Source organism: Microbacterium sp. GQ128 (assembly GCF_059758615.1).
On sequence record NZ_JCAXDY010000001.1, the window covers coordinates 1196978 to 1221695 of the forward strand.

The following is a 24718-nucleotide window of genomic DNA, read 5'->3' on the forward strand; positions in this document are numbered from 1 at the left end:
GGTCAGAGGCTCGACTCCGAGCGGTACGTGCGAGGCGCGATCCCGAGGACGGCCTGGAAGTCGCGCGTGAGATGGGCGTGATCCGCGTACCCGAGATCAGCGGCGATCGACGCGAGGTCGACGTCCGGCTGCTCCCGCACGCGCACGGCCGCCTCCTGCAGTCGCCGTCGTCGGACCATCGCGCCCGGGGAGAGGCCGACGTGACGATGGGTCATCCGCTGAAGAGTGCGGACCGACACCGCGAGGCGCGCGGCCGCCTCCTCCGGGGTGAGCGCGGCCCCCTCCCCCATCAGGATCTCCATGAGCGCGTTGGCCTGGCGGGCCGGCTCCTCGACCGGACTGACCCGCGCCGCGAGCCACCGGGCGAAGATCTCGACCGCCCGTTCGCGATGCCCGTCTCCGGAGCCCATCGCGACCACCACGGCGGCCTGCAGTTCGGCGACCTCGCCAACCCGGGCATCCAGGGCTCGCTCACCGTCGACCAGCGCGGTGGGGTCATCGATCAGGGCGGCGACGGCGGCGGGGCGCAGCAGGGCACCCACGGCCCAACCTTCTCCGCGCAGGTCGCGGTGCGACAGCCGCGTCGTCGCCCCCGACAGTGTCACGGCCTCGGCGTCGACGACGAGATTGAGCGCCGGATAGGCGACGACCTCTTGGCGCGACGATCGGCCGGGCTCGATGTCCCACTCCGGGATCCAGAACCAGGCGACCAGATCCGCCACCGCGGCCGGTGCCGGAAGGCGGTGGAACTCGGGCAGGCGGGCGGGGTAGAGCACGCCTCGGGTCGGGTTCACCATGCGCCCAGCGTAGGCGCCGGCACCGACGTCGGGAGGTTGTCGCGGATGTTCAAGTCGTGGGTGCTCCCCCGCCCTAGCGTGGCGGCATGAGCAACGACACCCCCCTGACAGATACCCCCATGACCGGCGCGACCGGGACGTACACGACCGACGGGCGCCCGAACAGCGCGACCTCCCTCACGCCGTTCCTGGCGATCCCCGATGCGAAACAGGCGATCGAGTTCTACCGCGACGTGTTCGGCGCCAGGGTCATCGACCTGACCGAGTTCGGCGGCGTGGTCGCACACGCAGACCTCGACTTCGGGCTCGGCATCCTCCAGCTCGGCGAACCGAACCCCGAGTACCACCTCGTCCGCTCCCCCGAAGGCGACGACGACTGCTACTCGATGGGCCTGTACGTGCCCGACGTCGATGCGGTCGTGGCGAAGGCCGTCGCCGCCGGAGCCACCGTGCGCGAGGCACCGGCACCGTTCGTCTCGGGCGACCGGTTCGCGAGCATCCGCGACCCGTTCGGCGTGCGCTGGTCCGTGATGACCCGTGTCGAGGACATCTCCGACGAGGAGAGCAGTCGACGGGTGGCCGAATGGGCCGCCTCGTTCAGCGCGGCGCCCGCCGACGGCGCGAGCTGAGCGACCCCTCCGCCGCACGGCATACGGCCGGAAGCAGGGCCTCGGCGGTGCGCCGGTAGCCGAGAGCACTCGGGTGGAAGCGGTCGAGGCTGAACATCGCCTCCGGCTCGTCGAAGAACATCGGCCCCACCGCGCGGCGCAGATCGACCGGCTCGGCGCCCGCCCGTCGCGCCGTCTCGTCCTGAATCTCGGCGAGACGGCGTGACAGGCTCGACGCGATCCGGCGGAGAGGCTGCGGAACGGCGCGGAGAGCACCGAGGTCGGGGCAGGTGCCGACGACGACCTCGGTACCGGTCTCCCGCAGTCGCCGGATCGCCTCGTGCAGATGCTGTGCCGACAGCGCCACGGGCAGCCGGTGCGTGACATCGTTCCCACCCACGACGATCACGGCCAGGTGCGGGCGGTAGTCGGCGGGGAGCGCGTCGAGCTGCGCGGGAAGGTCGGGCGACTCCGACCCGACGACCGCGGCGGTGCGCAACCGGACGGGACGGTGCATCCGGCGTCCCGTCGCCTTCGCCAGACGACCGCCGAGCGTCTCCTTGCGGTGCTCCGCGCCGAGGCCGGCGGCGATGGAGTCGCCGAGCATGAGCAGATCGAGGGGCTCACCGTCGAGTGCGCGCCGCCAGACGCGGTCCGCATCGAGCGACTCCTCCCCCAGCGGCTTCCCGATCCGCTTCCGCGCGATGGCGGCCTGCTGAACCAGGGCGAAACGGGTTCCGCCCAGCACGGCCGCGAGGACGAGCGTCACGAGGGCGAGGGTGCGGATACGGCTCACGCCCCGATTCCACCCCGCCGGAGTGAACGCGCCGTGAACGCGTCGCGGGGGCTTTCCGTCCGTCCGTGTTCATTCGTCGGGAGATCGCACGGATGTCGGACGGAACCTCGGCGATTCTCCCGACAACCGTGCATTCTCCTGACAGGTGGACCGGGTGGACCGGGTGGACCGGGTGCACCGGAGCGAGCGCGACAGGCCCGCGTCAGGAGAGCGGCTTGACCTCCAGCTCGCCGGCGCCCGCGGACACGGTCGCGAAGGCCGTGTATCCGTCGGCGGCCGAGCGCTCGAGCAGCGCCTTGACGTTCTTCGTGCGTCGCTCGAGCCGGACCCGGGCACCGCCCGCGATGAGCACTGCCTTGTGGCGGACGAGCTCGTGCACCGGCACGTCGGCATCGTGGATCAGCACGACCGCCTGCGCGGCGGCGTCGTCCTCATCGGCGATCAGGTCGACCAGGCGCTCGAAGCCCAGCGAGAACCCGACCGCGGGGACCTGCTGCCCGAGGAAACGCCCGATCATGCCGTCGTAGCGCCCGCCGCCGCCGAGCGAGTACCCGACGGAGGGGTGCGCGAGCTCGAAGATCGTGCCCGTGTAGTAGCCCATGCCGCGCACGAGGAACGGGTCGAAGACGAGCGGGATGTCGGACTGACCACGCCCCGCAGCCACCGCCTCGCCGATGCCGACCAGGTGCTCGACCAGCTCAGCCGGCGCACCATCGGGCAGCGCCTTGCGGATCTGGCGCTCCCCGAACGGGTTGTACTCCATCGTCTGCGGGCGACGCAGGAAGGCATCGAACGCGTCGGCGGCCGCGGTCGACGCACTGCGCTCGCGCAGCTCGGTCGCCACGCCCTCGGGGCCGATCTTGTCGAGCTTGTCGATCGTGATGAGCACCCCCGGGCGCTCCTCTGCGGTGAAACCGAAGCTGTCCAGCATCCAGTCCAGAACGCGGCGGTCGTTGATGCGCACCGTCGCACCCTCGAGGCCCAGCGCGTCCACCGCGTCCAGCGACGCGACCATCAGCTCGGCCTCGGCCCGCGCGGAGTCGTCGCCCATGATGTCGATGTCGCACTGGACGAACTGCCGGTAGCGGCCCTTCTGCGGGCGCTCCGCACGCCAGACCGGACCGATCTGGATCGAGCGGAAGACGGTGGGCAGCTGTCCGCGGTTGCTCGCGTAGAAACGAGCGAGCGGCACGGTGAGGTCGTAGCGGAGGCCGAGGTCCGAGAGCGCAGCCGGGTCGTCGGCGGCCGCGCGGATCGCGTCGGCGTCGAGGCCGCGCCGCAGGATGTTGTACGAGAGTTTCTCGTTGTCGCCGCCGATCCCGGCATGCAGGCGGTCGTAGTCCTCGACGACGGGCGTCTCGATCTCGTCGAATCCGTGCGCGAGGTAGCGGTCGCGGATGACGGAGAGCACACGCTCTCGGCGGGCCTTGTCGGCGGGGAGGATGTCGCGCATGCCGCGCGGCGGGTTCACAGTAGCCACGGCTCCATCTTCCCAGGTCGGGCACCCCGACCGTGCGTCAGGCGCCGGCTTCGGCCGCCCGCACCTCGTCTTCGAGCACGCGGAGCCGTTCGCGCAGTGCCCGTTCCGCGTCCCACCCCTCGGCGCGGGCTGTCGCCACGAGCGCGAGCAGCGCATCGCCGAGCTCGGCTTCGGATGCCGGGGGCACGGCGGTCGGAACCGGCGCGACCGTCACACCGACACCGGCCGCGCGCCCGGAGAGCTTCTGCGCGAGCGCGAGCGCCGGCATCCCCCGCGGCACCCCGTCGAGCACGCTGCGACGCGTGCGCTTCTCGGCAGCCTTCGCGGCGTTCCAGTGCACCAGCACCTGCTCGGGGGTCTCGGCCACCTCTCCCGCGAAGACGTGCGGATGCCGGCGGACCATCTTCTCGGTCAGGGTGCGTGCCACGTCGTCGATGTCGAACGGGTCTTCCGGGTCCTGCGCCGCGATCGCCGCGTGGAACAGCACCTGCCAGAGCAGATCGCCGAGCTCTTCACGGAGGTCGTCGCGGGTGCCCGACTCGACCGCATCGATCACCTCGTGCGACTCCTCGATCAGGTACGGCACGAGGTCGCGGTGCGTGATCTGCTGCGACCACACGCAGCGGTCGCGGACCGCGTGCATGGTGTCGGCGGCGGTACGGAGCGGGTCCGCCCCCTCGGCACGGGACTCAGACTCGGGCTGCGCGTTCACGCGTCCTCCTTCGATCGGTCCGGGTTCCGCGCCGCGTTCACGACGAGGCGGATGCGACCCGACGGTACCAGCGGGCACGCAGCGACACGATGAACGCGGAGAGCACGAGAGCGATCAGCGAGCCGACGAGCACACCGAGGATCGCCTGGTCACGGATGCCGCCGTCGCTCGCGAAGGCGAGGTTGGCCAGGAGCAGCGAGACCGTGAAGCCGATGCCGCCGAGGGCCCCGGCCGCGAGGATGTCGGCGAACGGCAGCGCCGGCTCCGCCCCCTTCGGGCGGATGCGCATCGCGATCCAGCCGAACAGCGAGATGCCGACGATCTTGCCGACCGGCAGTGCGACGACGATTGCCCAGAACGCCGGCGACAGTTGCGTGAGCGAGAGGGCGGGGATCACGACGAACGCAGCGACGAAGGCGAACACCGGGAGGATCACGCCGTTCACGGTCGGCTCCAGCGCGTGGCGGGTACGCCCCGCGGGGACCGGCGACATGACGAGCCCGAGCAGGACGCCGGCGATCGTGGCATGGATGCCGGAGGACGCCACGAGGCCCCAGGTGACGAGGCCGACCACGACCATGGCGATCGCGATCAGCGCGTGCCCCTTCGCGTGCAGGAGGCGGCTGAGCGCCCAGAACACGGCGACACCGACGACCGCGAGACCCAGCTGCAGCCACTGCACGTCGTCGGCGAACAGCACCGCGATGAAGATGATGCCGATGATGTCGTCGAGGATCGCCAGGGCGAGGAGGAAGACGCGCACCCGCGAGGGTAGGCCCTTGCCGAACATCGCCAGCACGCCGAGCGCGAAGGCGATGTCGGTCGCGGTCGGGATCGGCCACCCGGATGCGGTGGAGCTGTCGCCACCCGCGATCAGCAGGTACACCGCGATCGGCACGAGCACTCCACCGGCCGCGGCGATCGCGGGCTGCACGGCCTTGCGCGGCGAATCGAGCTCACCATGAGTGAGTTCATGACGCAGCTCGATGGCCACCACGAGGAAGAAGACCGCGAGAAGACCGTCGGACACCCAGTGCGAGATCGACAGGTCGAGATCGGTGCCCGGCACCGCGATGTGGAAGTCGAGGAACGCCGCCAACGCGTCGTGCGTCGGCAGGTTCGCGAGCAGCAGGCCGAGGCCGGCGGCGACGAGAAGGAGGACGGCGGGGAACTGCTGACCGCGGAGGGGGTTCGCTGAGATGCGCATCCCCTCCATCGTAGGTCGCCGGGATATCGCCGCGCTCGCGGTCTCGCTCCGCCCCTCCGGCTCCGGGCGTCATGCGTGCAGGACACCCCCACCGCCCGGGATACTCTCGAAGGGTGACCCCCGCACACTCTTTCTCCGAGCCCACGAACACCGAGGCGATCCGTGTGATCGGCCGATTCGAAGCCGGTCGCGGCACGCCGGACGCGATGCGCACCGATGTCAGGATGCTCGGGCAGCTGCTCGGGCAGGTCCTGCGCGAAGCCGGTGGCGACGGCCTCTTCGAAGACGTCGAGCGTCTGCGACTCGCGACGATCCAGGCGTACGACGAGGAGACGCCCGACGCGTTCGAGCGCGCCGCGGCCATCGCCGAATCGTTCACGATCGCCAGGGCCGACGAGGTCGCCCGCGCCTTCACCTGCTACTTCCACCTCGTGAACCTGGCCGAGGAGCATCAGCGCGTGCGAGTGCTGCGCGAGCGCGCCGGTCAGCCGGTCCCTTCGACGGGCTCAGGGACCCAGGGTCAGACGGCCGACACCGTCGCGACCGCCTACGCCCGACTGCGCAGCGAGGTCGGTGATGACGAAGCCCGCCGCCGCCTGGACGGCCTCCGCTTCCACCCGGTGTTCACCGCGCACCCGACCGAGGCCCGCCGCCGTGCAGTGTCCTCGAGCATCCGCCGCCTGTCCGAGCTGCTCACCCAGCACGACGCGGCGAGCGCCGGCGGGTCGGAGGAGCACCGCGCCCGCCGCCGGATGCTGGAGGAGATCGACACGCTCTGGCGCACCGCTCCGCTGCGGTCGCAGAAGCCCTCCCCGACGGACGAGGTCCGCACCGTGATGGGCGTGTTCGACGAGACGCTCTTCACGACGGTGCCCCACGTGTACCGCCGCATCGACGACGCCCTCCGCGGCGAGGAATCCGGATCCAGCGCCCCGGTGGTGCCCGCGTTCGTGCGCATCGGCTCCTGGGTCGGCGGCGACCGAGACGGCAACCCGTTCGTCACGGCATCCGTCACACGCGAGGCCTCGCAGATCGCGGCCGACCACGTCCTCCGCGGGCTCGAGCGTGCGCTCGACCGCATCGGCCGGACCCTCACTCTCTCCGCGGACGACACCCCGCCGAGCGCCGAGGTCACTGCACTCTGGGAGCGATTCGCGTCGGCCGAGCCGGAGCTCGCCGCCGAACTCGCGACCCGCTCCCCTGACGAGCCCCACCGGCGCGTGCTGCTCGTCCTCTCCCGCCGCGTCGCCGCGACCCGCCACGGAGATTCCACGCAGGGCTACGCCCGCCCCGAGGAGCTGCTCGAAGACCTGCGGACCGTGCAGTCCTCGCTCGCGGCCGCCGGCGCGAAGCGCCATGCCTTCGGTGGCGTGCAGCATCTGATCTGGCAGGTCGAGACGTACGGCTTCCACCTCACCGAGCTCGAGGTGCGTCAGCACTCGCAGGTGCACGCGAAGGCCCTGGCCGAGCTCGACGCGGGTGAGGCCATCAGCGCCCAGACCGAGGAGGTGCTGGAGGTCTTCCGCGCGATCGCGGACATCCAGCGCGACCGCGGCCTGCGGGCGGCCGGACGCTACGTCGTCTCCTTCACCCAGGCCGCTTCGGATCTTGCCAACGTGCACCGCCTCGCCCGGTACGCGCTCGGCGACGACGCTCCGGTGCTCGACGTCGTACCGCTGTTCGAGACGTTCGCCGACCTTCAGGCGGCACCCGGAATCCTGGCCGAGGCCGTGACGTTCCCCGAGTTCCGCGAGCGCATGGCCGCCACCGGCAACCGCCTCGAGGTCATGCTCGGGTACTCGGACTCGTCGAAGGATGTCGGTCCCGTCGCCGCGAACCTCGCGCTGTACGAGGCGCAGGAGAAGATCGCACGCTGGGCGCAGGAGTCCGAGATCGAGCTGACGCTCTTCCACGGTCGCGGCGGCGCCCTCGGACGCGGCGGCGGCCCCGCCAACTCCGCGATCCTCGCCCAGCCGCCGCATTCGGTCGACGGCCGGTTCAAGCTCACGGAGCAGGGTGAGGTCATCTTCGCGCGCTACGGCGAGCCGGCCATCGCGATGCGGCACATCGACCAGGTCGCCGCCGCCACTCTGCTCGCGTCGTCGCCCACCGAGGAGCAGCGCACCAGCCGCGCGGCCGAGCGCTACGCGGAGGTCGCCTCGATCATGGATGCCGCCTCCCGCGAGCGCTTCTTCTCGCTCGTGAAGGCCGACGGGTTCGCGCCCTGGTTCGCCACGGTCACCCCGATGGAGGAGATCGGCCTGCTCGCGCTCGGCTCGCGTCCCGCTCGTCGCGGACTGTCGGTCGAGTCCCTCGAGGATCTGCGGGCCATCCCGTGGGTGTTCGCGTGGACGCAGGCCCGCATCAACCTGGCCGGCTGGTTCGGTCTGGGCACCGCCCTGGACGCCGTGGGCGATGAGGAGCTGCTCATCGAGGCATACCGCGAGTGGCCGCTGCTTCGCACCATGATCGACAATGTCGCGATGAGCCTCGCCAAGACCGACGAGCGCATCGCCCGCCAGTACCTGGCACTCGGCGACCGCGATGACCTGGCACAGCTCGTCCTCGACGAGCTCGCCATCACGCGACGCTGGGTGATCCGTCTCACCGGCGGCGAGCGCCTGTTGGAGAACAAGCCTGTTCTCCAGCGTGCCGTGCAGCTGCGCAGCCCTTACGTCGACGCACTCTCGCTGCTGCAGCTGCGCGCTCTGCGGGCACTGCGCTCGGCCGAAGGCCCCACCGGGTCAGGCGCCGATGCCGAACAGCAGCGCCTGCTCCTGCTCTCGGTCAGCGGTGTCGCCGCCGGCCTGCAGAACACCGGGTGACCGATATGCCGTCTGGCCGGGTGCGCGATCCGCATTCGGCCGGCCGCTAGAGTGAAACCTCCGCCGACTCCGGCGACGCCTCACGCGACACGATCGCCTGCACCACAATCCCCCATCAGAAAGTCTCTTCCGCGTGACCGCTACGATTCCCGCCGACTTCCATCCGCTCGCCGCCTCCGTGCAGCCCGTGTTCGACACGGTGCTGTCCCGCAGCCCGCACGAGCCGGAGTTCCACCAGGCCGTCCACGAGGTGCTGCACTCGATCGCACCCGTTCTGGAGCGACGCCCGGAATACGTCGACGGCGGCATCCTCGAGCGCCTCGTCGAACCCGAACGACAGATCCTCTTCCGCGTGCCGTGGATCGACGACGCCGGCAAGCTGCAGGTCAATCGCGGCTACCGCATCCAGTTCTCCTCGGTCCTAGGCCCGTACAAGGGCGGACTGCGCTTCCACCCCTCGGTGAACCTGTCGATCATCAAGTTCCTCGGCTTCGAGCAGATCTTCAAGAACGCGCTCACCGGTCAGGGCATCGGCGGCGGCAAGGGCGGGTCCGACTTCGACCCGCACGGCCGCTCCGACGCCGAGGTCATGCGCTTCTGCCAGTCGTTCATGAATGAGCTCTACCGCCACCTGGGCGAGCACACCGACGTCCCCGCGGGCGACATCGGCGTCGGCGGCCGCGAGATCGGCTACCTCTTCGGCCAGTACCGCAAGGTCACCAACCGCCACGAGTCGGGCATGTTCACCGGCAAGGGCACCGGTTGGGGCGGCGCCGAGGTGCGCACCGAAGCGACCGGCTACGGGGCGGTGTTCTTCGCGCAGGAGATGCTCGCCGTGCACAACGACTCCCTCACCGGCAAGCGCGTCGGCATCTCGGGCTCGGGGAACGTCGCCATCTACGCGATCCAGAAGGCCACCCAGCTCGGAGCGACCGCCGTCACGGCCTCCGACTCGTCCGGCTACGTCATCGACGACGCCGGCATCGACGTCGACCTGCTCCGTCAGCTCAAGGAGGTCGAGCGCGCCCGCATCGTCGAGTACGCCAACCGTCGTCCGAGCGCGCGCTTCGTCGAGGGTGGCAGCGTCTGGGAGGTCCCTGTCGACATCGCCGTCCCCTCCGCCACACAGAACGAGGTGAGTCTCGCGGATGCCGAGGCACTGATCGCCAACGGCGTCCGTGCCGTGTCCGAGGGTGCGAACATGCCCTGTGTTCCCGACGCCGTCGAGGCCTTCCAGAAGGCGGGCGTGCTGTTCGCCCCGGGCAAGGCCGCGAACGCCGGCGGTGTCGCGACCTCGGCGCTCGAGATGAGCCAGAACGCCTCGCGGCAGCGCTGGACCTTCGCCGACAGCGAGAACAAGCTGCGCGAGATCATGGCCGACATCCACGACGCCGCCTTCGACGCGGCAGAGCGTCACGACGTCGGCGGCGACTACGTGGCCGGAGCCAACATCGCCGGCTTCGAGCGCGTCGCCGCCGCGATGCTCGCTCAGGGCGTCATCTGATCCGAACTCGACCTCTCCCTCACCCGCTCTCGCGCGCGCTCACTCCGTGAGGGGTCATGACACGCCGCGAGTCCGCACGAGGATGGGGCGTGTCTTGACCCCTCACGGAAGGACGGCGAGCGACCTCAGCGGGTGGGGGCGTCGGGGATAGGGCGATCGTTGGCATGCCGGGCGAGCGAGCTCCCGTAGCGCTCGGTGAGCTGCACCATCAGGTCGGGGGTGTCGCGGTCGACGCCGAACACATGACCGGGGAAGTCGAGCTCGGGCTGCGCCGCCGCGATCTCCTGATCCCGGTCGGGTGAGAGCAGCTGCACGGGGTCGCCGACGGCCACCCATCCGATCGGGACCACTGTTCCCTCGGGGAGCACGGCGCGACGATGCACGATCGCGTTGACCCGCACCTCGCAGCGGGCCCCCACGAGGGCGCCGTTGAAGACACGGGCGCCGGACGCGAAGAAGACCTCCTCGCCCACCGTCGCCCCGGCGATGCTCGCCAGCGTGCCGATCAGCGTGTGCGCGCCGATATGGACCGCATTGGCCGCGGTGGCGCGGATCAGCGCGTTCTCCATCACGATCACGTTCTCGCCGAGGGTGATCGGTCCGCCCTCGGCCGTGATCACGGCGCCGTGCAGCACCTGGCAGCCCGGCCCCACCTCCACGTCGCCGGAGATGACGGCGGTGGGGGCGATGACGGCGGTGTCATGGATGCGGGGGCGAGCCCCGAGGTGCTCGTACAACATGCGGCCAGACTAGTCCCGCCACAGCCGCGAAAGCAGCCGCCGCACGCTACTCGACTTTGACCGGCTCCGGGAAGATCGCGGTGAAAAGCTGCTCGACCCATTCGAGGAGCTGTGCGTCGGGCAACGGTTCGAGACCGACCCCGACCGCGGCGGGAACCGTCGGCATCGGCACGACCAGCGCCTCTCCCCCGGCCACGAGCTTCGCCTTCGGATACAGCCGCTGCAGCCGCACCTTGATCGAGTCCTCGAGCCGCGCCGGCGCGATGCGCAGGTTCGAGCCCATGACCACCACGTCCGTCAGTCCGGCCCGCGCGGCCCGACGACGCAGCCGTGAGATCGCCAGCAGTCCCTCGACCTCTTCCGGCGGCGTGCCGTAGCGGTCGACGAGCTCTTCGATCACGAGGTCGATGGCGCCGTCCTTCGCCGTGGCCGCCGAGGCCGCCGACAGCTTCTGGTACGCCTCGAGACGCAGCCGCTCGCTGTCGATGTAGTACTCGGGGATGCGCGCGTCCAGCGGCAGCTCGAGCCGCAGCTCCTGCCCCGTCTCGACCTCGTCGCCGCGGAACGTCGCCACGGCCTCGCCGATCATGCGGAGGTAGAGGTCGAAGCCGACGCCGGCGATGTGCCCGGCCTGCTCGGCGCCGAGCATGTTGCCCGCGCCGCGGAGCTCGAGGTCCTTCAGCGCGACCTGCATGCCCGAACCGAGCTCGTTGTTGACCGCGATGGTCTGCAGACGGTCGGCCGCGGTCTCGGAGAGCGGCTTCATCTCGTCGTACAGGAAGTACGCGTACGCCCGCTCACGCCCTCGCCCGACCCGACCGCGGAGCTGGTGCAGCTGGCTGAGCCCGTACTTGTCGGCACGGTCGATGATGATGGTGTTCGCGTTCGAGATGTCGAGGCCGGTCTCGATGATGGTGGTCGAGACGAGCACGTCGAACTTGCGCTCCCAGAAGTCGTCGACGACCTGCTCGAGCTGGTGCTCGCCCAGCTGCCCGTGCGCGACGGCGATGCGCGCCTCTGGCACGAGTTCCGCCAGCTGCGCCGCGACGCGCTGGATCGACTGCACGCGGTTGTGCACGAAGAAGACCTGACCCTCGCGCAGGATCTCCCGCCGGATGGCCGCGGCGATCTGCTTGTCGCTGCGGGGGCCGACGAACGAGAGGATCGGATGCCGGTCCTCGGGCGGCGTCGCGAGTGTGGACATCTCGCGGATACCCGTGACCGCCATCTCCAGCGTGCGCGGGATCGGGGTGGCGCTCATGGCGAGGATGTCGACGTTGGTCTTCAGCTTCTTCAGCGCGTCCTTGTGCTCGACGCCGAACCGCTGCTCCTCGTCGATGATCATCAGCCCGAGGTCCTTGAAGATGACTCCCTCCGTCAGGATGCGGTGGGTGCCGATGATCATGTCGACCGACCCCTCCAGCAGCCCCTGGAGGGTGAGGCGGACCTCCTTGTCGGTCTGGAACCGCGACAGCGCGCGCACCTTCACCGGGAAGCCGGCGAAGCGCTCGGTGAAGGTCTCCATGTGCTGCTTGACCAGGAGGGTCGTCGGCACGAGCATCGCGACCTGCTTGCCGTCCTGGATCGCCTTGAACGCCGCGCGCACGGCGACCTCGGTCTTTCCGAAGCCGACGTCGCCGGAGAGCAACCGGTCCATCGGGATCGGCCGCTCCATGTCGGCCTTGATCTCGTCGATCGTCTGCAGCTGGTCCTGCGTCTCGGCGAACGGGAACGCCTCTTCGAGCTCGCGCTGCCAGGGCGTGTCCGGGCCGAATGCGTGACCCTTGGCGCTCATGCGCGCCGAATACAGCTTGACGAGCTCGACGGCGATGTCGCGCACGGCCTTGCGGGCCTTGCCCTTGGCCTGCGACCAGTCGCTGCCGCCCATCTTCGAGAGGGTCGGGGCCTCACCGCCGACGTACTTCGAGAGGGAGTCGAGCTGATCCGTGGGGACGTACAGCTTGTCGCCCGGGTAACCGCGCTTGGACGGCGCGTATTCGAGGATGAGGTAGTCGCGCACGGACTTCGTGGCGTTGCGGCCGCCGGTGGACACCTCGCGCTGCGTCATCTCGACGAACCGCCCGATGCCGTGGGTGGCATGCACCACGAAGTCGCCCTGCTTCAGCTGCAGCGGGTCGACGACGTTCTTCCGCCGTGAGGCGAGCTTCTTGACGACCCGCTGGTCGCCACCGATCGTCCGCCCGTAGAACTCGTTGTCGGTGAGGACGGCGAGCTTCGCCTCCGGCACCTGGAATCCGGCTTCGACGGACCCCGTGACCAGGGTCGCGACACCCGCCTCCGGCGCATCGGTGAGACTCTCGACGACGCGAGCCGCGAGGCCCCGGTCGGACAGCACGTCGCGTGCGCGGTCGACCAGGCCGCTGCCGGCGGCGATCACCACCACGCGCCAGCCGTCGGTGACCTTGGCCTCGACGAACGAGATCGCCCCGTCGACGTTGCCGTGGAACGACGGGATGATGGCGGCGCCGAGGGTGGCGGCATCCGCATCGGAGGCCGCATCGCCGTCGCCGACGCTGATGCCGAAGGGGCTCAGCTGCCACCAGACACCACCCCGGTCGCGCACGACCTCGCGCAGTTCGGCGATCGTGAGGAAGTCGCCCGCCCCGAGGTCGATGGGCGCCGACGCACCGGACGTGGCCGCGCTCCAGGCGGCATCGAGGAACTCGCGGTTCGTGTCGCCCAGAGTGATCGCGCGCGCGGTGGAGCGGTCGGGGTCGACGACGGCCGTCGCCGCCCCCGCCGGCAAGTACTCGGCCAGGGACTTCAGCGGGCCCGCGACCGCGGGCAGGAGCGATTCCATGCCCTCGACCGGGATGCCCTCGGCCATCTTCTCGAGCATGCCCCTGATCGCGGGGAAGCCCTCGATCAGGCCACGCGCTCGGTCGCGGACGTCGGCGGTCAGCAGCAGTTCGCGGCTGGGCGGAAGGTCGACGCCGGCCACGTCGCCCGGGAGCGAGCGCTGATCGGCGACGGAAAAGGCGCGGATCTGGTCGATCTCGTCGCCGAAGAACTCGACGCGGAACGGGTGCTCCGAGACGGGAGGGAAGACGTCGAGGATGCCGCCGCGCACGGCGAACTCACCACGACGCGACACCATGTCGACGCGGGAATAGGCGCGCTCCACGAGCTGCTCGACCACGCGATCGAGTTCGTTGCCCCTGCTGCCGACGGAGAGCTCGAGCGGCGCGACCTCCCCGAGGTTGCCCGCGATCGGCTGCAGCGCCGCGCGCACCGAGGCGACGATCACGAGCGGGTGGTCGCCCGACCACTCGGCGATGCGGCGCAGGGTCTGCAGGCGCTGGCCGACCGTGTCGACGCTGGGGCTCAGGCGCTCGTGCGGCAGCGTCTCCCAGGCCGGGAAGGTCAGGATGTCGGCATCGGGAAGGTAGGCGTGCATCGCCAGCGCCAGGCTCTCGGCGCGGCGCCCCGTGGGGACGACGGCGAGGAGCGCCGGGGGGTGCCCGGCCGCCGCGCGCTTGCCGAGCAGACCGGCGAGCGTTGGCGCATCGAGACCGTCGACCAGGCCGAGGTCGGCATCGGTGTGCGCCCACTGCAGGGCGTCACGGTACAGAGACGCCTCTTCCAAGGCGCGCAGAATCCCCGGAACAGTCACCGGATAAGACTAGTCGCGCCCACGGACACTCCGGCCCGCCGCCCCTCCCTCCCTTCCCTCCCCCTCCCCCTTTCCCCCTCCCTCCCCTCTCGGATGCCGAGCCACCCCCTTGCGTCCGAGCCGCCCCCTTGTGTGAGCACACAAGGGGACGGTTCGCACCGAAAGGGGTGCTTCGCGGGACGAGAGGCGCGCTCAATAGGCTGTCGGGATGGAATCCGTCACTCTGACCACCGAACGCCTCGTCCTGCATGCACCGACCGAAGCGGACATCGATGCGATCACGGAGGCGTGCCAGGACCCGGAGATCGCGCGCTGGACGACGGTTCCGAGTCCCTACAACCGCGAGGATGCCGAGCACTTCGTGCGTCTCGTCGCGGGATCGTGGGCCGAAGGCTCAGAGGCCGTCTGGGGCATGTACGCCGACGACGAGCTCGTGGGCATGATCGGTCTGCACGGAATCGCAGCCCACTTCGCGGGCGCATCCGCCGAGCTCGGGTACTGGGTGACCCCGGCCGCTCGGGGCAAAGGCCATCTCTCCGAAGCAGCCCGCGCCGTGATCGACTGGGGATTCGCCGAGCTCGGGCTGGTCCGCATCCGCTGGCAGGCCGTCGCCGGAAACATCCCCTCGGCGCGTGCCGCCCGCGCGCTCGGCTTCCGCTACGAGGGCCTGCAGCGGCGCGCACTCACGAGCCCGCGCGGTCGCGACGACGGCTGGATCGCGGGCCTGCTGCACGATGACGACCGCGCACCGGTGGACTGGCCGATCCTCTGAGGCGCGATCGCCGCGACCCGGAGCGTCGGCGCCAGGTGACAGTGTCGGCGGCCGGTGACAGGATGAACGCATGCCGGAGATGCCGGAAGTCCAGGGCCTGACCACGTTCCTCGCCGACCGTGCCGTGGGGCGCACCATCACCCGCGCGACCGTGTCGGCGATCGCCGCGTTGAAGACGTACGATCCCCCGATCACCGCGTTGCAGGGCGCCACCATCACGGCGTCCGCTCGACTCGGCAAGTTCGTCGTGCTGTCCTGCGGCGACGAGCTGCACCTCGTGTTCCACCTCGCGAAGGCCGGGTGGCTCCGCTGGTACGAGGCACTCCCGACCACGCTCATCAAACCCGGCAAGTCGCCGATCGCCCTGCGGATCGCCCTCGACGACGGCAGCGGGTTCGATCTGACCGAGGCCGGAACGAAGAAGTCGCTGGCCGTGTACGTCGTCCGCGACCCGCAGGAGGTTCCCGGCATCGCACGGCTCGGCCCCGATCCGCTCGACGACTCGTTCACCCGTGACGCGTTCGCCGCGCTGCTGGAGGATCGGCGGATGCAGATCAAGGGGTTGCTGCGCGATCAGGCGGTGATCGCGGGGATCGGCAACGCCTACTCCGACGAGATCCTGCATGCCGCCCGGATGTCGCCGTATGCGATCGCCGGGAAGCTCGACGATGCGGAGATCGACCGCCTGTACGGGGCGATGCGCGAGACGCTCACCGAGGCGGTCGCCGAAGCATCGGGCAAGCCGCCGGCCGACCTCAAAGACGCCAAGCGCCGCGGGATGCAGGTGCACGCGCGCCGCGGCGAGACCTGTCCCGTGTGCGGTGACACGGTCCGCAGCGTGTTCTTCGCCGACCGCTCGCTGGAGTACTGCCCCACCTGCCAGACCGGCGGCAAGGTGCTCGCCGATCGGCGACTCTCTCGACTGCTGAAGTAATCGCGCCCCTGCCGGTCCATGTCTTGGAATGAAATGTGCGCAGATGCGTTGAGTACACTCAGAGCAACAACGTGCTCCGGGGTCGGTGGGAATCCGAACCGGCGGTGACAGTCCGCGAGCGTCTCGAGAGATCGGGATGCCGATCCGGTGGAATTCCGGGACCGACGGTGATGCGAGGGAGACCTCGCTAGTCCGGAAGGGAGGCAGCACGAGACGCATCCGTGCGTCCGTTCCGCCATCCCTGTCTGACCCCGAAGCCTCAGAGGAGGACGAGGGATGGCAGTCAACGCGGCAGAGCGCAGCGCGATGGATCGCGCGCTCCGGCTCGCCACGCGCGGACCCCGCGGGGCGAACCCGCAGGTCGGAGCGGTCATCCTCTCCCCCGACGGCACCGTCCTCGCCGAGGGCTGGCACCACGGAGCCGGCACCCCGCACGCCGAGGTCGACGCGCTGTCCAAGCTCGCGCCCGGCGATGCCCGTGGCGCCACGGCCGTCGTGACACTCGAGCCCTGCAACCACACCGGGCGCACCGGCCCGTGCGCCGTCGCCCTGATCGAGGCGGGGGTCACCCGGGTCGTGTACGCCCTCGACGATCCCGGCGCCGAATCGGGAGGCGGGGCGGAGCGCCTGCGCGCCGCCGGCGTCGACGTCGAATCGGGCGAGCAGGCGGACGCCGCTCACGCGCTCATCGACGGCTGGCTCACGGCGCAGCGGCTGGGACGCCCGCACATCACGGTCAAGTGGGCGCAGAGCCTCGACGGCCGCGCTGCTGCTGCCGACGGTTCGAGCCAGTGGATCACCGGCCCGACCGCCCGCGCCGACGTGCACCGCCGCCGTGCGGAGGCCGACGCGATCGTCGTCGGCACCGGCACCGTGCTCTCCGACGACCCCGCGCTCACCGCCCGCGACGGCGACGAGCTGCTGCCGCACCAGCCCATCCCGGTGGTCATCGGTGCGCGCCCGACACCGACGGATGCCGCCGTGCACCGGCATCCGCACTCCCCTCTCTTCTACGAGACCCATGATCTGCAGACGGTGACCGCCGATCTGCACGCGCGTGGTATCCAGCGCGTCTTCGTCGAGGGCGGGCCGACCCTGGCCAGCGCCTTCATCGAGGCGGGTCTGGCCGACCGGGTGCTCGCCTACATCGCGCCGGTGCTGCTCGGCGGTGACAAGCTCGCCCTCCGTGACATCGGCGTCGCGTCGATCGACCAGGCGCGCCGCCTCACGATCGACGAGTGGGTACCCCTCGGGTCCGATCTGCTCGCGATCGCACACCCCACAGCACCGACAGACCCTCAGAACGAAGGAGCCGCCTGATGTTCACCGGAATCATCGAGGAGATCGGCGAGATCACCGCGATCGCGCCCGCCGGCGACGGCTGGCGCCTGACCGTGCGCGCCCCCCGCGCGGCAGCGGACGCCGTGCACGGTGAGTCGATCGCCGTCTCGGGCGTGTGCCTCACGGTCGTCGGCTCCACCGCAGACACCTTCGACACCGACGTGATGAAGCAGACGCTCGACGTCGCCGCGATCGGGTCGGCGACGATCGGCACGCGCGTCAACATCGAGAAGGCCATGCCGGTCGGCGCGCGACTGGGCGGACACATCGTGCAGGGGCACGTCGACGGAGTCGGCGAGGTGCTCGAGGTGCGACCCGGTGCCCAGTGGAGCGTTCTGCGCATCAGCCTGCCGTCCGACCTCGCCCCGCTCGTGGTCGACAAGGGCTCCATCTCGGTCGACGGGACGTCTCTGACCGTGAGTGCCGTCAGCGAGCCCGCCGACGCCTCCCCCTGGTTCGAGGTCTCGCTCATCCCGGAGACCCTCGCCGCGACCACTCTGGGCAGCCGCGCGGTCGGCGACCGCGTGAACCTCGAGACCGACATCCTCGCCCGCCACGTCGAGCGCCTGCTCGCGTTCCGTGCCGCACCGGAAGGAGGCTCGCGATGAGCCTTTCCACCATCGCCGAGGCCCTGGAGGCGCTGCGCGCCGGGCGCCCCGTGCTCGTCGCCGACGACGAGAACCGCGAGAACGAGGGCGACGTGATCCTGTCGGCCGAACTCGCCACGCCCGAGTGGGTGGCGTGGACGGTGCGCTGGTCGTCCGGCTTCATCTGCGCCCCGATGCCGACCGATCTCGCCGATCACCTGAACCTGCCGCCGATGGTGGCCGCCAGCGAAGACGCCCGCTCCACCGCCTACACCGTGAGCGTGGACGCCGCCGAGGGCGTCACGACCGGCATCAGCGCCCACGACCGCGCGCACACGCTGAACGTGCTGGCGAACCCGGGCTCGACGGCGACCAGCATCATCCGTCCGGGCCATGTGCTGCCGCTGCGCGCAGTCGACGGCGGCGTGCGGGAGCGCAGCGGGCACACCGAGGCCGCCGTCGAGCTGATGAAGCTCGCGGGCCTGCGGCCGGTCGGCGCGATCGCCGAGGTGGTCGCCGAAGACGGCAGCATGATGCGCCTGCCCGGCCTGATCGACTTGGGCGCTCGCGACGGGGTGCCGGTCATCACGATCGAGCAGCTCATCGCGCACCTCAACGAGATCGACCCCGAAGGCGCCACGCCCTCGGCGCACCGCGGGCGCCGCGTGAGCCTGCGCGCCGACGCCACGGTCCCCACCACCCACGGGAGTTTCCGTTTCCTCGCCTACAAGGACCGGGTCACGGGCACCGACCACATCGCCGTCGTCTCGGGCGAGCTGGGCGAGACGGCTCTCGTGCGCGTGCACTCGGAGTGCCTGACCGGCGAGGCGTTCGGCTCGCTGAAGTGCGAGTGCGGACCGCAGCTGGATTCGGCGCTCGATGCGATCGAGAAGCAGGGCGGCGTCGTCATCTACATGCGCGGGCACGAGGGTCGCGGCATCGGCCTCATCAACAAGCTGCGGGCGTACAGCCTGCAGGAGGAGGGCCTCGACACGGTCGACGCGAACCTCGCCCTCGGGCTGCCGGCCGATGCGCGCGACTACGCCGCGGCGGCGGGCATCCTCGCCGATCTGGGCGTGTCGAAGGTGCGGCTGCTGACCAACAACACCGACAAGGTGGAGCAGCTGCGCGAGCTCGGGCTCGACGTCATCGAGCAGGTGCCCCTGATCGTGGGCGTCGGACCGAACAACCACCAGTACCTGGAGACCAAGCGTGACCGGATGGGTCACATCATCGGCGAAGCGGAACTCGCAGAGGCGCTCGCCCACGGGAAGGACGAGAAATGAGCGGCGCAGGAGCACCCGAGACCGGCAACATCGATGGACGCGGCCTGAACGTCGTGATCGTCGCCGGCACCTGGCATGAGACGATCTCGAACGGCCTGATCGCCGGTGCGGAGCGCGTGCTGAACGACGCTCAGGCCACGCACCGCCTCGTGCGGGTGCCCGGCTCCTTCGAGCTCGCCCTCGCCGCGCAGGCCGCATTCGCCGGCGGCGCCGATGCGGTCGTCGCACTCGGCGTCATCATCCGCGGCGGCACACCGCACTTCGAGTACGTGTCGGCCGCGACCACCGACGGCCTCACCCGTGTCGCGCTCGACGCCGGCAAGCCGGTCGGTTTCGGCGTGCTGACCCTCGACGACGAGCAGCAGGGTCTCGACCGGGCCGGGCTCGAGGGCTCCAAGGAAGACAAGGGTGCCGAGGCGGCCGACGCCGCACTGCGCACCGCGCTCGTGGTCCGGGAGCTGCGCGGCTGAGTCGGCCGTCCACCTGTCGGGAGAATGACCGGGCGTAGGGGCGAAATTGGCGTTTCCGCCCGACATCCGTGCAATCTCTCCCGACAGGTGGCCCCAGGCGAGCCCGCCGCACACCTGCGCAGGCCAGCCTGACCTTGCTAGCGCGGACCGACCCGCACCTCCTACGGTGAGGGCATGGAGACTCTGCGCCACATCGTGCTGTTCGTCCATCTCATCGGCTTCGCCGTGCTCTTCGGAGCGTGGGCGGCTCAGGCGTTCGGCGGCAAGCGCCAGATCACCAAGATCATGGACTACGGCCTGGCCATCGCCGGTGTCGCGGGCCTCGCGCTGGCTGCTCCGTGGGGCATCGAGTACGACCTCAACTACGTCAAGATCGGCGTGAAGCTCGTCGTGCTGCTCATCATCGGCGCCCTGCTGGGCATCGGCTCCGCACGCCAGAAGCGCGGCGCGACCGTGCCGCCCGCCGTGTTCTGGCTGATCGGCATCCTGGCCCTCCTGAATGCGGGCCTCGCCGTCATCTGGCGCTGAGCCTCCCGCGTCCGCTGAACGTCCGCGCCTCTGCTGAGGCCTCCCGAGTCCGCTGAGTCTCAGCGCTTCCGCGGCGCCGCCGTGCTCTCCCGGACGACGAGTTCGGTGCTCACCAGCGGCGTCTGCTGTCGCCCGGTGCCGTCGAGCTCGGCGAGCAGGGCGTCCACCGCGAGTGCGCCGACCCGTTCGGGGTGCTGCTGCACGGTCGTGAGGGGCGGCCACAGCTGCGCCGCGTCCGGCAATCCGTCGAATCCGACGAGGCTGACATCGCCGGGCACGTCGCGTCCGGCCTCACGGAATGCGCGGAGCACGCCGATCGCCATCTGGTCGTTCGCCGCGAACACCGCCGTGACGCCGTCGATCTCCCGGAGTGCGAGCCCCGCCGCATAGCCCGAGGCCGCCGACCAGTCGCCCTGCAGCGGCTCGGGCACGGATCGTCCGTGTTGCTCGAGGGTCTCCTGCCAGGCCTCACGACGTCGCTCCGCCGAGTACGACCGCGAGGGGCCGGTGACGTGCCACACCGTGTCGTGGCCGAGTTCGAGCAGATGCTCGGTGGCCAGTCGCGCCCCCTGAGCCTGGTCGGTGTCGACGAACGGATGCGTCTCACCGCGGTTCGAGTCGACGAACACCACGGGCAGCGCCTCAGGGATCTCGATGTCGGCCTCGTCGAGCTGGTGCGCCTCGATCACGATGATGATGCCGTCGACCGCGTGCTCCTCCAGTCGCCGGAACGCACCGGCCACGGTCTCGCCGGCACTCGACTCCACGGGGATGAGGGTCAGGGCATAGCCGAGTTGCGCGGCGCGCACGGCGATGGCGTCGAGCGTGCGCTGGTTGCCATAGGAGCTGAACGAGAACATCACGACGCCGATGGTGCGGAACCGCCCTGATCTCAGTGCACGAGCGGCGCTGTTGGGTCGATAGCCGAGGCTGTGCATCGCGGCTTCGACGCGCTCGCGGGTGGCGGCGCCGACGTAGCCCCTGGCATTCACGACGCGCGAGACCGTCTGCCCGGAGACACCTGCCTCCCGCGCGACGTCTTCCATCGAGGGCTCACGACGACGTGTCGACGTCTCCGTCGGTTGCGCTGGGATCACGATCACCCATCCCCTCATATGTTGACGTTGACACACTAGCAGCGCATCGAATATGTTGACGTTGACACACGGCGCACGCTGCGCCCGGAACGTAAGAAGGAATCGTCGATGACGACTGAAACCCCCGTAGCCCTGGGCGCCCCCGGCGTCCGGCGCCGCGACAAGCGCGACTGGAAGGGCTGGGCCTTCGTCGGCCCGTTCATGGTCGTCTTCGCCCTGGTGTTCCTGACACCGCTCGCCTACGCGCTGTACCTGAGCTTCTTCCAGGAGAAGCTCATCGGCGGCAACGCCTTCGTCGGGCTGGACAACTACGTCCGCGCGCTCACCGACCCGCAGTTCTGGGAGGCGTTCGGCCGCGTGCTGATCTTCCTCGTGGTGCAGGTGCCGATCATGCTGCTCCTCGCGCTCGGCGCCGCACTCGCCCTCGACAGCGCCCGTCTGCGCGGCGCATCGTTCTTCCGCATCCTGATCTTCCTGCCCTACGCCGTCCCCGCCGTCGTGGCGGTGCTGATGTGGGGCTACATCTACGGCGATCAGTTCGGCCTCACGAGCAACATCAACGACTTCCTCGGCGTCGACGCCATCACGCCGTTCGCCAAGGAATGGATGCTGCTCTCGATCGGCAACGTCGTGACGTGGGAGTTCGTCGGCTACAACATGCTGATCTTCTACTCATCGCTCAAGACCATCCCGACCGACATGTACGAGGCCGCCTCCCTCGACGGCGCGGGGGCATGGCGCACGATCTTCTCCATCAAGATCCCCTCCGTGCGCGGCGCGCTCGTGATCGCGACGATCTTCTCGATCATCGGCAGCTTCCAGCTCTTCAACGAGCCGAACATCCTGCGTCCCCTGGCTCCGAACGTGATCACCACGTTCTTCACGCCGAACATGTACGCCTACAACCTGTCGTTCGCCGGACAGCAGTTCAACTACGCCGCCACGATCGCCATCATCATGGGCATCATCACCGCGGTCATCGCCTACGTCGTGCAGCTGCGCGGCTCGAAGTCGGAGGTGCGCTGACATGGCTCTCCCCCTCGCCCGCCCCTCCCGCCGACGCCACGATCCGATGAATCCGCGCAAGTCCAACACGCTGTTGATCGTCATGATCGTCTACGCGCTGTACACGCTCGTGCCGCTGGTCTGGCTGCTGTTCAGCTCCACCAAGACCCAGGCCGGGCTCTTCAGCTCCTTCGGCCTCTGGTTCGCCGACGACTTCGCGTTCTTCGACAACCTCGTCGCCACGTTCTCGTACCGCGACGGCATCTTCCTCCGCTGGCTCGGCAACACGCTCCTGTACGTCGTGGTCGGCGCGGGCGGTGCGACGCTGCTCGCCACCATGGCCGGATACGGTCTCGCGAAGTTCCGCTTCCCCGGCAGGCGCGCGGTCTTCGCCATCGTCCTCGGCGCGGTGGCTGTGCCCGGCACGGCACTCGCCGTCCCGACGTTCCTGCTGTTCAGTGAGCTGGGCCTGACCAACACCCCCTGGGCCGTGATCATCCCCTCACTCATCAGCCCCTTCGGGCTGTACCTGATCTGGGTGTTCGCCACCGAGTCCGTGCCGACCGAGCTGCTGGAGGCCGCGCGCATCGACGGCGCCGGAGAGTTCCGCACCTTCTTCACGATCTCGATGCGGCTGCTCGCACCCGGCATCGTGACGGTCGCGCTGTTCACGGTCGTGGCGACCTGGAACAACTACTTCCTGCCCCTGATCATGCTCTCGGATCCGGCGTGGTACCCGCTCACGGTCGGCCTGAACCAGTGGAGCGCGCAGGCCATCGGCGCGGGCTCGCAGCCGATCTACAACCTCGTGATCATGGGCTCGCTCCTCACGATCATCCCGATCGTCATCGCCTTCCTGCTGCTGCAGCGCTTCTGGCAGTCAGGTCTCACCGCGGGAAGCGTCAAGCAGTAGCCCCGCACTCCTTCCTCACCCCCTCGCGATCCGATGCTGGATCGCACCTCCCGAAAGGACACAGCAATGAAGCACCTTCCCTCACCCGCACGGCGCGCCCTCGCGGTGCTCGCCGCAGGAACCGTGGCAGCGCTGACGCTGGCCGGCTGCAGCACCGGCAGCGACGCCGGCAGCGGTTCCGACGGCGGCTCCGGCTCCGACGGCGGCTCCGGCTCCTTCGACTCCGTCGAGGCCGCTCTCGAGAAGGGCGGCGAGATCACGTACTGGTCGTGGACCCCCTCTGCCGAGGCCCAGGTCAAGGCGTTCCAGAAGGAGTACCCGAACGTCAAGGTCAACCTGGTGAACGCCGGGACCAACAACGAGGAGTACACCAAGCTGCAGAACGCGATCAAGGCGGGCTCCGGCGCCCCCGACGTCGTGCAGGTGGAGTACTACGCCTTCCCCCAGTTCGCGCTGACCGACGCGTTCGCCGACCTGTCGAAGTACGGCTTCGCCGACTTCGAGGACGACTACACCGCGTCCACCTGGAACTCGGTCACCAGCGGCGACGCGATCTACGGCCTGCCGCAGGACTCCGGCCCCATGGCGCTGTTCTACAACAAGACCGTGTTCGACGCCGCGGGCGTCGAGGTGCCGACCACCTGGGACGAGTACTACGAGGCGGCGAAGAAGATCCACGCCGCGAACCCGGATGCCTACATCACCAACGACACCGGCGACGCCGGCTTCGCGACCTCCATGATCTGGCAGGCCGGAGGCAAGCCGTTCGAGACCTCGGGCACCGACGTCACGATCGACCTGCAGGACGAGGGATCGAAGAAGTGGACGGAGAACTGGAACCGCCTCGTCGAGGAGGATCTGGTCGCGCCCTACGGCAGCTGGAGCGACGAGTGGTTCCGCGGCCTCGGTGACGGCAGCCTCGCGACCCTCGTGATCGGCGCCTGGATGCCCGGCAACCTCATCACCGGCGCCCCCGACGGGGCCGGTGACTGGCGAGTCGCGCCGATGCCGACCTACGACGGCACCCCGGCGAGCGCCGAGAACGGCGGTGGCGGTCAGGCCGTCACGTCGCAGAGCAAGAACCCGGAACTCGCGGCCGGCTTCCTGTGGTGGCTGAACAACTCGGAGGAGAGCATCTCGATCTTCCTCGAGTCCGGCGGCTTCCCGTCGACGACCGCCGAGCTGTCCAGCGAGGAGTTCCTCGCCGATGCACCCGAGTACTTCGGCGGACAGAAGATCAACGAGGTCCTCGCGGCCGCGGCCGACGACGTCGTCGAGGACTGGAATTACCTGCCCTACCAGGTGTACGCGAACAGCATCTTCGGCGACACCGTCGGCCAGTCGTACCAGAACGGCACCGACCTGAACGAGGGCCTCACCGCCTGGCAGGACGCGCTGGTCGAGTACGGCAACGCACAGGGCTTCACCGTCAACAAGTAACACCCGCGGCTGAGCCGGCCCCCGGGCGGGGCCGGCTCAGCT

21 protein-coding genes and 1 riboswitch are annotated in these 24718 nt (G+C 69.9%); of the genes, 13 read left to right on the top strand and 8 right to left on the bottom strand.

Annotated features, from left to right (window positions below; translation table 11 throughout):
- Window positions 1-2: 2 nt before the first annotated feature.
- Window positions 3-797, bottom strand: coding sequence for an AraC family transcriptional regulator (locus tag AC6CHX_RS05780; RefSeq protein ID WP_498271970.1), 795 nt, complete (start codon window positions 795-797; stop codon window positions 3-5).
- Between the two features lie 86 nt (window positions 798-883).
- On the opposite strand from AC6CHX_RS05780, the gene AC6CHX_RS05785 reads away from it, so the two are divergent.
- Window positions 884-1426 carry a VOC family protein gene (locus AC6CHX_RS05785; RefSeq protein ID WP_498271971.1) on the top strand — a complete coding sequence of 181 codons (543 nt, stop codon included), beginning with the start codon at window positions 884-886 and terminating at the stop codon, window positions 1424-1426.
- Here AC6CHX_RS05785 and AC6CHX_RS05790 read toward each other — a convergent pair.
- From AC6CHX_RS05790 to nhaA, 4 genes are all read right to left on the bottom strand, one after another.
- Window positions 1395-2201 carry an SGNH/GDSL hydrolase family protein gene (locus AC6CHX_RS05790; protein WP_498271972.1) on the bottom strand — a complete coding sequence of 269 codons (807 nt, stop codon included), beginning with the start codon at window positions 2199-2201 and terminating at the stop codon, window positions 1395-1397. The genes AC6CHX_RS05785 and AC6CHX_RS05790 overlap by 32 nt on opposite strands.
- 202 nt (window positions 2202-2403) lie before the next feature.
- Complete coding sequence (gene hisS / locus AC6CHX_RS05795) at window positions 2404-3654, bottom strand: histidine--tRNA ligase (protein ID WP_498272035.1); 1251 nt, start codon at window positions 3652-3654, stop codon at window positions 2404-2406.
- Between the two features lie 64 nt (window positions 3655-3718).
- A complete protein-coding gene (locus AC6CHX_RS05800) occupies window positions 3719-4324 on the bottom strand; it encodes a nucleoside triphosphate pyrophosphohydrolase (RefSeq protein ID WP_498272036.1) in 606 nt (201 codons plus the stop codon).
- 106 nt (window positions 4325-4430) lie between these two features.
- Window positions 4431-5600 carry a Na+/H+ antiporter NhaA gene (gene nhaA, locus AC6CHX_RS05805; protein ID WP_498271973.1) on the bottom strand — a complete coding sequence of 390 codons (1170 nt, stop codon included), beginning with the start codon at window positions 5598-5600 and terminating at the stop codon, window positions 4431-4433.
- A gap of 113 nt (window positions 5601-5713) precedes the next feature.
- Here nhaA and AC6CHX_RS05810 point away from each other — a divergent pair, with 113 nt between their 5' ends.
- Window positions 5714-8425 (top strand): phosphoenolpyruvate carboxylase, encoded by a 2712-nt coding sequence (locus tag AC6CHX_RS05810; RefSeq protein ID WP_498271974.1) that lies wholly within the window; start codon window positions 5714-5716, stop codon window positions 8423-8425.
- Between the two features lie 133 nt (window positions 8426-8558).
- Window positions 8559-9929: an NADP-specific glutamate dehydrogenase gene (gene gdhA / locus AC6CHX_RS05815; RefSeq protein ID WP_498271975.1), complete on the top strand. Its 1371-nt coding sequence runs from the start codon at window positions 8559-8561 to the stop codon at window positions 9927-9929.
- A gap of 125 nt (window positions 9930-10054) precedes the next feature.
- Here the strand turns inward: gdhA and AC6CHX_RS05820 are convergent, their stop codons facing one another.
- Both AC6CHX_RS05820 and mfd read right to left on the bottom strand, forming a co-directional pair.
- Window positions 10055-10669, bottom strand: a complete 615-nt coding sequence (locus AC6CHX_RS05820; protein WP_498271976.1) for a gamma carbonic anhydrase family protein — start codon at window positions 10667-10669, stop codon at window positions 10055-10057.
- A gap of 46 nt (window positions 10670-10715) precedes the next feature.
- A complete protein-coding gene (gene mfd, locus AC6CHX_RS05825; RefSeq protein WP_498271977.1) occupies window positions 10716-14303 on the bottom strand; it encodes a transcription-repair coupling factor in 3588 nt (1195 codons plus the stop codon).
- Between the two features lie 208 nt (window positions 14304-14511).
- On the opposite strand from mfd, the gene AC6CHX_RS05830 reads away from it, so the two are divergent.
- From AC6CHX_RS05830 to AC6CHX_RS05860, 7 genes are all read left to right on the top strand, one after another.
- The gene (locus tag AC6CHX_RS05830; protein ID WP_498271978.1) at window positions 14512-15075 is read left to right on the top strand and encodes a GNAT family N-acetyltransferase; all 564 of its coding nucleotides are present in this window, start codon (window positions 14512-14514) and stop codon (window positions 15073-15075) included.
- Between the two features lie 70 nt (window positions 15076-15145).
- Window positions 15146-16009, top strand: coding sequence for an Fpg/Nei family DNA glycosylase (locus AC6CHX_RS05835; protein WP_498271979.1), 864 nt, complete (start codon window positions 15146-15148; stop codon window positions 16007-16009).
- A 68-nt stretch (window positions 16010-16077) separates the two neighbouring features.
- Window positions 16078-16222: riboswitch (FMN riboswitch) on the top strand.
- Between the two features lie 63 nt (window positions 16223-16285).
- The gene (gene ribD, locus AC6CHX_RS05840; protein ID WP_498271980.1) at window positions 16286-17329 is read left to right on the top strand and encodes a bifunctional diaminohydroxyphosphoribosylaminopyrimidine deaminase/5-amino-6-(5-phosphoribosylamino)uracil reductase RibD; all 1044 of its coding nucleotides are present in this window, start codon (window positions 16286-16288) and stop codon (window positions 17327-17329) included.
- Window positions 17329-17958 (top strand): riboflavin synthase, encoded by a 630-nt coding sequence (locus tag AC6CHX_RS05845; RefSeq protein WP_498271981.1) that lies wholly within the window; start codon window positions 17329-17331, stop codon window positions 17956-17958. Before ribD ends, AC6CHX_RS05845 begins: the two co-directional genes overlap by 1 nt.
- Complete coding sequence (gene ribA / locus AC6CHX_RS05850; protein ID WP_376104289.1) at window positions 17955-19223, top strand: GTP cyclohydrolase II; 1269 nt, start codon at window positions 17955-17957, stop codon at window positions 19221-19223. Before AC6CHX_RS05845 ends, ribA begins: the two co-directional genes overlap by 4 nt.
- Window positions 19220-19693, top strand: coding sequence for a 6,7-dimethyl-8-ribityllumazine synthase (gene ribH, locus AC6CHX_RS05855; protein ID WP_136043479.1), 474 nt, complete (start codon window positions 19220-19222; stop codon window positions 19691-19693). Before ribA ends, ribH begins: the two co-directional genes overlap by 4 nt.
- Window positions 19694-19867: 174 nt before the next feature.
- The gene (locus tag AC6CHX_RS05860) at window positions 19868-20221 is read left to right on the top strand and encodes a Fe-S protein (protein ID WP_452325891.1); all 354 of its coding nucleotides are present in this window, start codon (window positions 19868-19870) and stop codon (window positions 20219-20221) included.
- A 59-nt stretch (window positions 20222-20280) separates the two neighbouring features.
- Here AC6CHX_RS05860 and AC6CHX_RS05865 read toward each other — a convergent pair whose 3' ends face one another.
- Window positions 20281-21267 carry a LacI family DNA-binding transcriptional regulator gene (locus tag AC6CHX_RS05865; protein WP_498272037.1) on the bottom strand — a complete coding sequence of 329 codons (987 nt, stop codon included), beginning with the start codon at window positions 21265-21267 and terminating at the stop codon, window positions 20281-20283.
- Between the two features lie 159 nt (window positions 21268-21426).
- Between AC6CHX_RS05865 and AC6CHX_RS05870 the strand changes: the two genes are divergently transcribed.
- From AC6CHX_RS05870 to AC6CHX_RS05880, 3 genes are all read left to right on the top strand, one after another.
- Complete coding sequence (locus tag AC6CHX_RS05870; protein ID WP_498271982.1) at window positions 21427-22344, top strand: carbohydrate ABC transporter permease; 918 nt, start codon at window positions 21427-21429, stop codon at window positions 22342-22344.
- A 46-nt stretch (window positions 22345-22390) separates the two neighbouring features.
- Window positions 22391-23236: a carbohydrate ABC transporter permease gene (locus AC6CHX_RS05875; protein ID WP_498272038.1), complete on the top strand. Its 846-nt coding sequence runs from the start codon at window positions 22391-22393 to the stop codon at window positions 23234-23236.
- 66 nt (window positions 23237-23302) lie between these two features.
- Window positions 23303-24676, top strand: coding sequence for an ABC transporter substrate-binding protein (locus tag AC6CHX_RS05880; RefSeq protein ID WP_498271983.1), 1374 nt, complete (start codon window positions 23303-23305; stop codon window positions 24674-24676).
- Window positions 24677-24718: the final 42 nt, after the last annotated feature.